Genomic DNA, 12,599 nt, shown 5'->3' on the forward strand with positions numbered 1-12,599 from the left:
GGGGAAGAACTGGCCGACGCTAAGTTTATTGAGTATCCGCCGCCGCCCAACGCCGGATTTACCGGAGGTGCGGGTGGTCAAAAAGCGGACACATAGGACTTCACAACGTTAGGGCAAAAAGACCCCCGAGGTCAAACCGGGAGCCGTCGTGCCCGTTATCCCCAGCTGTGGCTAAGTACACGCATCAGCCTGTGGATGAAGTGGCTCACAGGCCCCGTTTCAGAACCACAACGGTGTAATTATCCACAAGCTTGTTCCCAGCTATCTTCTGGAGTTTCCATCCCCTAGAGTGTCTCAGTAGCCGATTATCCACGGACTGTGCATAACCCTGTGGATTCGGTTCGGAATCCACGCCCTTTGATCGGCCACGGACCTTCGGCTGCCGCAATCCAGGCAAGCAAGCACTCGAGGGAACCAATTGATGACGGTAGACGAAGCCAACCACGCCAACACGGTCGGAAGTTCCTGGCGGCGGGTGCTGAGCCTGCTGGAACAAGACGATCGCGTCACACCCCGGCAGCGTGGTTTCGTTATCCTTGCGCAGGCGCAAGGCCTGATCGGTTCCACCCTCCTGGTGGCCGTGCCCAACGAACTGACCCGCGAGGTTCTCCAGACGCAAGTCAAGGACGCCCTCGATGACGCCCTCCGGAGCGTCTTTTCCGACGACATCCGGTGCGCGATCGACGTCGACACGGATTTGGTGCCCATCCACGAAGAGCCGGCCCCCGCCGTCGAACTCTCTTCCGCGAACGACCTCGCCGTGGAACTGAAGCCGCAGCCCACTCCGCCGAGCACTTCGCACGAATTCGGCCGGCTGAACCCGAAGTACGTCTTCGACACCTTCGTGATCGGTTCTTCCAACCGCTTCGCCCACGCCGCCGCCGTCGCGGTCGCGGAGGCACCGGCCAAGGCCTACAACCCGCTGTTCATCTACGGTGACTCCGGGCTCGGCAAGACCCACTTGCTGCACGCGATCGGCCACTACGCCCGCCGGCTCTACAGCGGAATCCGGGTGCGCTACGTGAATTCCGAGGAGTTCACGAACGACTTCATCAACTCCATCCGCGACGACGAAGGCGCCAGCTTCAAGACCACGTACCGCAACGTCGACGTGCTCCTGATTGACGACATCCAGTTCCTGGCGGGCAAGGACCGGACGCTCGAAGAGTTCTTCCACACCTTCAACGCCTTGCACAACAACAACAAGCAGGTGGTCATCACCTCGGACCTCCCGCCGAAGCAGCTGGCCGGATTCGAGGACCGCATGAAGTCCCGTTTCGAGTGGGGCCTGCTGACCGATATCCAGCCACCGGAACTCGAAACCCGCATCGCGATCCTCCGCAAGAAGGCCCAGAGCGAGGGATTGTCCGCCCCGGACGACGCTTTGGAGTACATCGCTTCCAAGATCTCCAGCAACATCCGCGAGCTCGAAGGCGCGCTGATCCGCGTCACCGCGTTCGCCAGCCTCAACCGCCAGCCCGTCGATGTGGCCCTCGCCGAAATGGTGCTGAAGGACCTGATCACCGATGACGGAGCCCAGGAGATCACGGCCGACCAGATCCTCAAGCAGACGGCCGAGTACTTCAAGCTCAGCATGGAAGAGCTTTGCAGCAAGTCCCGCACACGCACGTTGGTGACCGCTCGGCAGATCGCAATGTACCTGTGCCGCGAGCTCACGGACATGTCCCTGCCGAAGATCGGCCAGGAGCTTGGCGGCCGCGACCACACAACGGTGATCCACGCGGACCGCAAGATTCGCGAACTGATGGCCGAGCGCCGTGTGATCTACAACCAGGTGACCGAGCTGACCAACCGCATCAAGCAGCAGCAACGCGATTCCTGAGTCGATCCCCTCGGGCCACTACATACCTTATTAACAGGCACATGTGGATAAGCCTGTGGATACTTAAGGGGACAAGCGCGGTTAATGGGCTTAAAACCCTTGAGCCGTCTGTGGATCGTTAAAAACGGCCCTGGGGGTTATCCACGTCCACACCCTGTTTAAAACCCCTGTCACCCACATGTCGTGAACAGGGCTTAACCCCGGAACTGCGGCTCCAGAGCCGGTTATCCACAGTTTCCACAGGGGTTATTAACACTACTAATCCCAAAAAAATGAATTCCCTCAAATAACAATCTCCTTCCGCCCACCCAGCGACGCAGCCCATGGCTGCTTCGAACCACGCGCCAGCAGGCCGGGGATGGGTTAATGCCCGAACTTCCGGCTAAGCTGTCTGCATCGCGTCCATCCTTGGTGCTGCTTTGTAGTTCGCTCCCTGCGGACCATGCAGCTTTCGGGTTCCGGACGCTGGATTTCCGGGCTCCTGGGGGAGTTTCCGGTGGAACACTGGCAGCAGCAATGAAAGGCGGCACCCTTCCGTGAAGTTCAGAGTCGAGCGGGATGTCCTGGCAGAAGCCGTCACATGGACAGCCCGGTCCTTGTCTCCGCGGCCGCCCGTCCCGGTACTTTCAGGTCTCCTCCTCAAGGCAGAAGCCGGAACAGTGAGTCTCTCGAGCTTCGACTACGAGACCTCCGCCCGTCTCGAGATCCCGGCTGACATCACCACCGAAGGAACCATCCTGGTTTCCGGACGCCTCCTGGCCGATATCTGCCGCAGCCTGCCGTCGGCTCCTGTCGACATCGAAACCGATGGCAGCAAAGTCACGCTGACGTGCCGTCGAAGCAGCTTTCATCTCGCCACGATGCCGGAATCCGAATACCCGCCGCTTCCGGCACTTCCCGCCATCAGTGGAACCTTGCCCGGCGACGCTTTCGCGCAGGCCGTTTCGCAGGTCATCATCGCTGCCAGTAGGGATGACACCCTGCCGATCCTCACCGGTGTCCGGATGGAAATCGAAGATGACATGATCACCCTCCTCGCCACTGACCGTTACCGCCTGGCCATGCGGGAAGTACCGTGGAAGCCCGTCACCCCGGGAATTTCCACGAGCGCCTTGGTGAAATCGAAGACCCTCAACGAAGTGGCCAAGACACTGGGCGGCAGCGGAGACATCCATCTCGCCCTCGCAGACGACGACAGCCGCCTGATTGGCTTCGAAAGCGGCGGGCGCACCACCACGTCCCTGCTCGTCGACGGCGACTACCCCAAGATCCGGTCCCTGTTCCCGGATTCCACGCCGATCCACGCGACGGTCCAAACCCAGGAACTCGTTGAAGCCGTTCGCCGCGTGTCCCTGGTAGCGGAGCGAAACACCCCGGTCCGCCTGGCGTTCACCCAGGGCCAGTTGAACCTCGACGCCGGTACCGGCGAAGACGCGCAGGCATCCGAGGAACTGGAAGCCCAGCTCAGCGGCGAAGACATCACTGTCGCCTTCAACCCGCACTACCTCGTGGAGGGCCTGAGCGTGATCGAGACCAAGTTCGTACGCTTCTCCTTCACCACGGCGCCCAAGCCGGCCATGATCACCGCCCAGGTTGACGCCGACGGCGACGACAAGGGCGACTACCGCTACCTCGTGATGCCCGTCCGCCTCCCCAACTAGCTGACATTAGTTGTCGTTCCGGGCGCTCAAAACGACATCAAATGCGAGTCAGTCGGGTCAATACCACAACCACCAACGCAGAAAAGAGTTCACACCGTGCACATCGGACTGATCGGCCTTGGAAAAATGGGTTTCAACATGCGGGAACGCATGCGCAAAGGCGGAATCGAGGTCACCGGCTTTGACCGCAATCAGGACATCGCGGACGTCGCCTCCGTTGACGAGCTGATTGCTGCCCTTCCGACGCCGCGCCTCGTCTGGGTCATGGTGCCCTCCGGAGATATCACCGACGCTGTGATCAGCGAACTCGGCGAGAAGCTTTCGGCCGGAGACATGGTGATCGACGGCGGCAACTCGCGCTTCACCGAAGACCAGAAACACGCGGCGTTCCTGGACTCCAAGGACATCCGTTTCGCCGATTGCGGGGTTTCCGGAGGCGTCTGGGGACTGCAGAACGGCTACGGATTGATGGCAGGCGGCTCGGACGAAGACATCGAACTCGCCATGCCGGTATTCGATGCGCTTCGCCCCGAAGGCGACCGTGCCGACAGCTTCGTCCACGTGGGCGGCGTGGGGGCAGGCCACTACGCCAAGATGGTCCACAACGGCATCGAATACGGTCTGATGCAGGCCTACGCCGAAGGCTACGAATTGCTCGCGGCCAAGGACATCATCAAGGACCTTCCCGGTACCTTCCGGGCATGGCAAAAGGGCACGGTCGTCCGATCCTGGCTGTTGGACCTCATGGTCAAAGCATTGGACGAAGACCCGGGCCTGGCGTCCATCGGGGACTACGTCGAGGACTCGGGCGAAGGCCGTTGGACGGTGGAAGAAGCCATAGCCAACGCGATTCCCGCGCCGGCAATCACCGCTGCGCTCTTCGCCCGCTTCTCCTCCCGCGAGGACAGCTCACCGGCCATGAAGATGGTGTCTGCGTTGCGCAACCAGTTCGGCGGACACGCCACCCGTCCGGCCAACTAGGCCCCGGCCGACCAGCAGTACGCGTGTACCTCGAACATCTTTCGCTGACCGATTTCCGCAGCTACGCGCAGGTTGACCTCAAGCTTGGCCCCGGCGTCACGGTCCTGGTTGGGTCCAACGGCATCGGCAAGACGAACCTCATGGAAGCCATCGGATACCTGGCTACCCTGAGCTCGCACCGCGTCAGTACCGATGCGCCTCTCCTGCGCTTCGGCACGGACCGCGCGTTGATCCGGGCGAAGCTTGTCCGGGGCGAACAACCGACGGTAGTCGAACTCGAAATCAATGCCGGCCGTGCCAACCGGGGCCGGATCAACCGCGGAAATCCTGCCCGGGCCCGCGACATCCTGGGCATTTGCCAGACGGTGCTTTTCGCGCCCGAGGACCTTGCCCTGGTCAAGGGTGATCCGTCCAACCGCCGGCGCTTCCTCGACGAACTGCTGGTCAGCCTCATGCCTGTCCATGCGGCAACCCGCACCGACTACGACCGGGTGCTCAAACAGCGCAATGCCCTGTTGAAATCGGCCCGCGCCGGGAAATTCACCTCGGGCCATGAGGCAACGCTCGATGTCTGGGACCAGCACATGGCGAGGGCCGGCGCGGAGCTCCTGCATGCGCGGCTGGAACTCGTGGAACGGCTCCGTCCCCACCTCAAGAACGCCTACGCGCAACTGACGGACGGATCGAAGGAAGCAGGCGCGGTCTACCGCTCCACCATCCAGGGCGTGCTCGACGACGACGGCGGTCCTGCCGAGCGTCCCGCTGAAGGTTCAGAGGGGGTGGAGGACCTGCGCTCCCTGTCCGTGGATCAGCTCACGGAGCGCTACATCCAGGCCTTCGCGGCCTCGCGCCGCAAGGAGTTGGAACGCGGAATTTCCCTGGTGGGACCCCATCGCGACGAACTCGAACTGGTTCTGGGCCAGGCACCGGCAAAAGGCTATGCCTCCCATGGCGAAACATGGTCCATGTGCCTCTCCCTGCGCCTGGCCTCGTACTACGTCATGCTCGACGACACGCGTACCGGCGGTTCTGCTCCGATCCTCATTCTCGACGATGTGTTCGCCGAACTGGACGTACAGCGTCGGCGTAAACTGGCTGCAATAGTGGCCGGCGCCGAACAGGTTTTGGTGACGGCCGCCGTCGACGCGGACATTCCCGAGGAACTGGCGGGGCGACGCGTGAAGGTTGTGCCCGGAGGCATTGATGGAGAAGGATAGCCCCGGCGGACGCCAGCCGGGCAGGGACCCCGACGAGATTGATGCTGCCCAATCAGCTTTGAACCGGATGCGGGAAGCGGCCGTTGCACGGGGCGAAATCCGCCGCGCCGCCCCACGGACGGGTGCCGCTCCCAAACGCAAGGGCGTCCGCGACACCCGCGGATTCAGCCAATTCCACGGCAGCGGCAGGGATCCGCTTGGCCTGGGGAAAGTCGTTGGAAGGCTCGTGGCGGAACGGGGCTGGACCTCTCCAGTGGCAGTTGGTTCCGTGATGGCTGAGTGGGATGCCTTGGTGGGACCGGAGATTTCCGCGCATTGCACTCCTGAGAGTTTTACCGACACCACGCTCCATGTCCGCTGCGATTCCACCGCGTGGGCAACCCAGCTCAGGCTCCTGAGCACCAGCCTCCTGGACATGTTCCGAAGGGAACTCGGAGAAGGAGTGGTGACGTCCATCCAGGTTCTCGCACCCACCGCGCCGAGCTGGCGCAAGGGCGGCCGAAGCGTCAATGGGCGGGGCCCCCGGGATACCTACGGGTAACTTCCGTGCACCCTCGCCGGCGCATTCTGCTTGAAGGGCGCACAGGGGCGAGAAACCTCCCCGGACCGTATAGCTCCCTAGAGGGGGCCGTTTTGGCACCTTGCAGATGGGGCCCACGGCCTCCTACAGCTACTTTCCTGAGCATATGGGCCGGGTTTTGCGAGGAACTGCGCTCAGTCACGATAGAATCGGCATAGACAACTGGGCGCCGGTGAACGTTGATTGGCTCCGCTGAACAGCACTTGTAACAGCGGATCTGCCAATCGCGAAGTAGCCGGCGTTAGCAGTGACGTCCCTGTTGGCGGCTGCCGTGTCCCTGTGGTGTGTCCTGACGGACGTGCTTCCTTGGTGCGGTGACGGCCGGCGACCATCGAACACGGAGGAGTCGAAAGCGCCTGTGGCTAACGACAATGCAGAGACCTTGGCAGTAGAGCCCGCGAAGGAGAACGCCCACAAGCCTGACACACCCTCGGGGTCCAAGGAATACGGTGCGAGCGACATCACCGTCCTTGAAGGTCTCGAGGCGGTGCGCAAGCGCCCGGGCATGTACATCGGATCCACGGGCCCGCGCGGCCTCCACCACTTGGTGTATGAAGTGGTGGACAACTCGGTGGACGAGGCTCTTGCGGGGTACTGCAGCCACATTGAAGTGACCCTCCAGGCCGACGGCGGCGTGAAAGTGGTGGACGACGGCCGCGGCATCCCGGTGGATATGCACCCCACGGAAAAGAAGCCCACCGTCGAAGTTGTCATGACCATCCTGCACGCGGGCGGCAAGTTCGGCGGCAGCGGCTATGCGGTGTCCGGCGGCCTCCACGGCGTCGGTATTTCCGTCGTCAACGCACTGTCGCGCAGGGTCGACACCGAGGTGCGTCGCCAGGGCCACGTTTGGCGAATGAGTTTCGCCGACGGCGGCAAGCCACAAGGCGGACTCGTCCAGGGCGAAGCAACGGAGCAGACCGGAACGTCCCAGACGTTCTATCCGGACGGCACCATCTTCGAGAGCACCGAATTCGATTTCGAAACCCTCCGCGCACGGTTCCAGCAGATGGCCTTCCTCAACAAGGGGCTGCGCATCACCCTCACGGACGAGCGTCCTGTCGCGGGAGCAGGCGACGATGACCTGGATCTCGACGCTGTTGCCACCGACGGCGAAGTCGCGGCAGAACACCGCACGGTGGTTTACCAGTACAACGACGGTCTCCTCGACTACGTAAAACACCTGAACTCGAACAAGAAGGTGGACGTCGTCCACGAGGACGTCATCGCCTTCGAAACCGAAGACACTGAGCGGCACATCGCCGTCGAGGTCGCGATGCAGTGGACCACGGCATATTCCGAGAGCGTCCACACCTACGCCAACACGATCAACACGCACGAGGGCGGAACCCACGAAGAAGGCTTCCGCGCCGCGATGACGTCGCTCATCAACCGCTACGCGCGCGAGAAGACGATCATCAAGGAAAAGGATGACAACCTCACCGGTGACGACATCCGCGAAGGCCTCACCGCCGTTATCTCGGTGAAGTTGTCCGAACCCCAGTTCGAGGGCCAGACCAAGACCAAACTGGGTAACTCCGAGGTCAAGGGCTTCGTCCAACGGGTGGTCACCGACCAGCTCGGCGACTGGCTGGAACGCAACCCCGGTCCGGCCCGTGACGTCATCCGCAAGGCTGTCCAGGCCGCCCAAGCCCGCATGGCCGCCCGGAAGGCTCGCGACAACGCGCGCCGCAAGAGCCCGCTGGAATCCTTCGGTATGCCGGGCAAGCTGTCCGACTGCTCTTCGAAGGACCCCTCGCGCTGCGAGGTCTACCTCGTGGAGGGTGACTCCGCCGGCGGTTCGGCCAAGCGTGGCCGGAACCCCGAGACCCAGGCGATCCTGCCGCTGCGCGGCAAGATCCTGAACGTGGAGCGCGCACGGCTGGACAAGGCCCTCGGCAACAATGAAGTCCAGTCCATGATCACGGCTTTCGGAACCGGGATCGGCGAGGACTTCGACATCTCCAAGCTGCGGTACCACAAGATCGTCCTCATGGCCGATGCCGACGTGGACGGCCAGCACATCACCACGCTGCTGATGACGCTGTTGTTCCGCTACATGCGTCCGCTGATTGAGAACGGGTACGTCTACCTGGCCCAGCCGCCGCTGTACCGCATCAAGTGGTCGAACGCCCCCCACGACTACGTCTACAGCGACCGTGAGCGTGACGCCAAGCTGGTTTCCGGCCAGGCCGCCGGCCGCCGTATCCCGAAGGACAACGGCATCCAGCGCTACAAGGGCCTCGGTGAAATGGACTACACCGAACTCTGGGACACCACCATGGACCCGGACCACCGCACGCTCCTGCAAGTCACCATGGACGATGCCTTGGCAGCGGACCAGACCTTCTCCGTACTGATGGGTGAAGACGTGGAATCGCGCCGGAACTTCATTCAGCAGAACGCCAAGGACGTCAGGTTCCTGGATATCTAGAGACTTCAAAGCCCTAGAAATATTCCAGTACTGACATATACCTGAAACGGAAATCATAGACTATGAGTGAAGAAACACCTGAGGTTCCCGCTGAATCGGCCGGCATTCCGGAACCCGTTCTCGAGGGCGATGTACTGACGGACCGCGTAGACCAGGTGGACCTGCAGACGGAAATGCAGCGTTCCTATCTGGACTATGCCATGGCCGTCATCGTCGGCCGCGCGCTCCCGGATGTCCGCGACGGCCTGAAGCCCGTCCACCGCCGCGTGCTGTACGCGATGTTCGACGGCGGCTACCGCCCGGACCGCTCGTTCAACAAGTGCGCCCGCGTGGTGGGCGAGGTTATGGGCCAGTACCACCCGCACGGTGACACCGCGATCTACGATGCCCTGGTCCGCCTCATCCAGGACTGGACGATGCGCTATCCGCTGGCCCTGGGCCAAGGCAACTTCGGTTCCCCGGGCAACGACGGCGCCGCGGCCCCGAGATACACCGAGACAAAAATGGCCCAGCTGGCCATGGAAATGGTCCGCGACATCGACGAGGAAACCGTCGATTTCCAGGACAACTACGACGGCAAGAACCAGGAACCCACCATCCTGCCGGCGCGTTTCCCCAACCTGCTGGTCAACGGTTCCTCCGGCATCGCCGTGGGCATGGCGACCAACATTCCGCCCCACAACCTCCGCGAAGTCGCCGACGGTGTGCAGTGGTACCTGGCCAACCCGACTGCAAGCCGTGAAGAGCTGCTCGAAGCGTTGCTCGTGCGCATCAAGGGCCCGGACTTCCCGACCGGTGCAACCATCCTCGGCCACAAGGGCATCGAGGACGCGTACCGGACGGGCCGGGGCTCCATCACCATGCGCGCTGTGGTCAACGTCGAGGAACTCCAGGGCCGCACATGCCTGGTGGTCACCGAATTGCCGTACCAGGCAAACCCGGACAACCTGGCCATCAAGATCGCCGAACTGGTCAAGGACGGCAAGATCCAAGGCATCGCGGACCTCCGCGACGAGACGTCCGGCCGTACCGGCCAGCGGCTCGTGATCGTACTCAAGCGCGACGCCGTGGCCAAGGTGGTGCTCAACAACCTCTACAAGCACACTCAGCTGCAGGACAATTTCGGTGCCAACATGCTGGCAATCGTCGACGGCGTACCCCGCACGCTGAGCCTGGACGCCTTCATCCGGCACTGGGTGGCCCACCAGATGAGCGTCATTGTCCGGCGGACCCGCTACCGCCTGCGCAAGGCCGAGGAAGAGGCGCACATCCTGCGCGCACTTCTCAAGGCGTTGGACATGCTGGACGAGGTCATTGCGCTCATCCGGGCCTCCAACACCACCGAGGCCGCCCGCGACGGCCTGATGGGACTGCTGGAGATCGATGAGCTCCAGGCCCGCGCCATCCTTGACATGCAGCTCCGCCGGCTCGCCGCGTTGGAACGCCAGAAGATCCAGGACAGGCATGCCGAGCTTGAAGCCATGATCACGGAGTTCAACTCGATCTTGGCTTCCGAGCAGCGCCAGCGCGACATCATCAGCCAGGAATTGGCTGAGATTGTGGCCAAGCACGGAGACGACCGCCGGACCCACATCCTCATGGGCTTCGACGGTGACATGTCCATGGAAGACCTCATCCCCGAGGAAGAAGTGGTGGTCACCATCACCCGCGGCGGCTACGTCAAGCGCACCCGCAGCGACAACTATCGTTCGCAGCAGCGAGGCGGCAAGGGGGTCAAAGGCGCCCAGCTTCGCGGCGACGACGTCGTGGAACACTTCTTCGTCACGACCACGCACCACTGGTTGCTGTTCTTCACCAACCTGGGCCGGGTCTACCGGGCCAAGGCGTACGAGCTGGCGGAGGCCGGCCGGGACGCCAAGGGACAGCACGTGGCAAACCTGTTGGCCTTCCAGCCGGACGAGCACATCGCCCAGGTCCTTGATTTGCGCGATTATGAGCAAGCCCCGTACCTGGTGCTCGCCACCAAGAACGGCCTGGTGAAGAAGACGCGTTTGGAAGACTACGACACCAACCGCACGGCCGGCGTCATCGCCATCAACCTGCGGGATGAGGACGAGCTCGTCTCGGCGCAGCTCGTGTCCGAAACGGACGATCTCCTCCTGGTTTCCCGCAAGGGCCAGTCGATCCGCTTCACGGCCACCGACGAGGCATTGCGTCCCATGGGGCGCGCCACCTCGGGCGTGACCGGAATGAAGTTCCGTGAAGACGACGAATTGCTCGCGGCCGACGTCGTCCAGGACGGCTCGTTCGTCTTCGTGGTGACTGAAGGCGGATACGCCAAGCGCACCGCCGTCGAGGAGTATCGTCTCCAGGGCCGTGGCGGGCTGGGCATCAAAGTGGCCAAGCTTCAGGAAGAACGCGGCGACCTTGTCGGTGCGCTGATCGTCAATGAAGAAGACGAAGTCCTGGTGGTCATGGAGGGTGGCAAGATTGTCCGCTCCGCGGTGGCAGGGGTTCCTGCCAAGGGCCGTGACACCATGGGCGTCATCTTCGCGAAGCCTGACAAGAACGACCGCATCATCGAGGTGGCCCGCAACAGCGAACGCGGCCTTGATGTCGAGGAGTCCGACGACGAACACGGCCAGGGCGCGGACGATGCCTCAGCCGTCAATAGCGTCGAAAATCCCTCCGGAGGAACGTCCGGGGCGGACGATGACGTAACGTTGGCTGCAAACGGCGGCGCCGATCAGGCGACCGCAACGGCCGAATCGGGATCGGCCGCAGGATCCGGTAATGGGTCCGGCGTCGAGCTGAACGAACACAATACCGGAGGTAACGAGTGAGCAATTCGGACTCATATCCCAAGCCGAGTACGGGTGTCCCTGGAGGATTGCGGCAGCCGTCGGCGACTCCGCGGGTAGACGCACCGGCCCGTCCCCAGCAGCGCCCTGCGGCATCCACGCCGGGTGCGGCAGGAACCGGCGCGGAAAGGGTCCCGGGCCAACGTCCTGCGGTTCCCGGCCAGCGCCCGGCCGTTCCGGGACAGCGTCCTGCGGGAACACAGCGCCCGGCAGGGCAGCGTCCCGCCGCGCCCGGCCAGAGGCCCGTGCAGGGCCAGCAGCGTCCCGCCTCGGGAGCTCCCGGGCTCGTTAAGCCGGCACCCAAGGCCAAGGTCCGCCGCGCCCGCCTGCTCGTGAGCAAGGTTGATCCGTGGTCTGTCCTGAAAATGGCGTTCCTGCTGTCCGTTGCCTTGGGCATCGTGACGGTGATCGCAGCAGTCGTGCTTTGGACCGTTCTGGACCTGACCGGCATTTTCAACCAGGTGGACAGCCTTCTGGGCACCCTGGCGGGCTCGGAAAGCGGTGGCTTCGAACTCAAGAAGGTCGCATCGCTGGGACAGGTGGCTTCCTTTGCCACCATCATTGCCGTAGTGAATGTCGTGCTGCTGACTGCCCTGTCGATGCTGAGCGCTGTGCTTTATAACATTGCCGCAACACTCGTTGGCGGCATCGGCGTGACCCTCACCGACGACTAGCCCAAACGCTCGGAAATTGGGGGAAACTGCTGGAAAACAGTGGTGAAAATACCTCGATTTGAGATCGGGCCGGGATGTGCTGTAAAGTCATGTCTCGGCCCGAAGAGGTATCGGGGCGTATAGCTCAGGCGGTTAGAGCGCTTCGCTGATAACGAAGAGGTCCCAGGTTCAAGTCCTGGTACGCCCACGGAACCTGCACAGGTTTTGCTAAAGGTTCGGGAAACCGAGTCGGAACGGGGTGCGTGTGAAGAAGTTGCTGGTAGTTGCAGCTGCGGTCGCAGGCGTCCTGCTCTACAAAAAAGTGCAGGAATCCGAAGCCCGGAAAACGGTCTGGAGCAAGGCAACCGATACGGTTGAGTAGCGAAGGCACCCGGTCTGGAGATGGTC

9 protein-coding genes and 1 tRNA gene are annotated in these 12,599 nt (G+C 62.7%); all 10 read left to right on the forward strand.

Annotation, left to right across the window (positions count from 1 at the left end; translation table 11 throughout):
• The first annotated feature begins 421 nt into the window (after positions 1-421).
• The 10 genes from dnaA (at position 422) to QRN45_RS02755 (ending at position 12,573) form a co-directional block, all read left to right on the forward strand.
• Entirely contained in the window at positions 422-1,843 is a 1,422-nt protein-coding gene (gene dnaA, locus QRN45_RS02710) for a chromosomal replication initiator protein DnaA (protein ID WP_078107068.1), read from the forward strand.
• 536 nt (positions 1,844-2,379) lie between these two features.
• Entirely contained in the window at positions 2,380-3,504 is a 1,125-nt protein-coding gene (dnaN, locus tag QRN45_RS02715) for a DNA polymerase III subunit beta (protein ID WP_078107067.1), read from the forward strand.
• Between the two features lie 60 nt (positions 3,505-3,564).
• On the forward strand, positions 3,565-4,485 hold the full coding sequence (gene gnd / locus QRN45_RS02720) for a phosphogluconate dehydrogenase (NAD(+)-dependent, decarboxylating) (RefSeq protein ID WP_139359626.1): 921 nt from the start codon (positions 3,565-3,567) through the stop codon (positions 4,483-4,485).
• Positions 4,486-4,508: 23 nt separating this feature from the next.
• On the forward strand, positions 4,509-5,702 hold the full coding sequence (gene recF, locus QRN45_RS02725; protein WP_241707636.1) for a DNA replication/repair protein RecF: 1,194 nt from the start codon (positions 4,509-4,511) through the stop codon (positions 5,700-5,702).
• Complete coding sequence (locus QRN45_RS02730; protein WP_241707637.1) at positions 5,689-6,243, forward strand: DciA family protein; 555 nt, start codon at positions 5,689-5,691, stop codon at positions 6,241-6,243. The genes recF and QRN45_RS02730 overlap by 14 nt, the downstream gene beginning before the upstream one ends.
• Positions 6,244-6,640: 397 nt before the next feature.
• Positions 6,641-8,716, forward strand: coding sequence for a DNA topoisomerase (ATP-hydrolyzing) subunit B (gene gyrB, locus QRN45_RS02735; protein ID WP_078107063.1), 2,076 nt, complete (start codon positions 6,641-6,643; stop codon positions 8,714-8,716).
• Between the two features lie 62 nt (positions 8,717-8,778).
• Positions 8,779-11,520, forward strand: coding sequence for a DNA gyrase subunit A (gene gyrA, locus QRN45_RS02740; RefSeq protein ID WP_241707638.1), 2,742 nt, complete (start codon positions 8,779-8,781; stop codon positions 11,518-11,520).
• Entirely contained in the window at positions 11,517-12,212 is a 696-nt protein-coding gene (locus tag QRN45_RS02745; RefSeq protein WP_078107061.1) for a DUF3566 domain-containing protein, read from the forward strand. The genes gyrA and QRN45_RS02745 overlap by 4 nt, the downstream gene beginning before the upstream one ends.
• Positions 12,213-12,325: 113 nt before the next feature.
• Positions 12,326-12,399 (forward strand) — tRNA-Ile (locus tag QRN45_RS02750).
• 57 nt (positions 12,400-12,456) lie between these two features.
• Entirely contained in the window at positions 12,457-12,573 is a 117-nt protein-coding gene (locus QRN45_RS02755; protein ID WP_216353810.1) for a DLW-39 family protein, read from the forward strand.
• The last annotated feature ends 26 nt before the right edge of the window (positions 12,574-12,599 follow it).

Origin of the sequence: Arthrobacter sp. efr-133-R2A-63 (assembly GCF_030209795.1) — a bacterium.
In the GTDB taxonomy this organism is placed as follows: Bacteria; Actinomycetota; Actinomycetes; order Actinomycetales; family Micrococcaceae; genus Arthrobacter; species Arthrobacter bambusae_A.

Bases quoted from the DNA above. Each gene is read 5' to 3' on its own strand.
- dnaA (WP_078107068.1), top strand. From the start codon at position 422: ATGACGGTAGACGAAGCCAACCACGCCAACACGGTCGGAAGTTCCTGG.
- QRN45_RS02730 (WP_241707637.1), top strand. From the start codon at position 5,689: ATGGAGAAGGATAGCCCCGGCGGACGCCAGCCGGGCAGGGACCCCGAC.
- gyrA (WP_241707638.1), top strand. From the start codon at position 8,779: ATGAGTGAAGAAACACCTGAGGTTCCCGCTGAATCGGCCGGCATTCCG.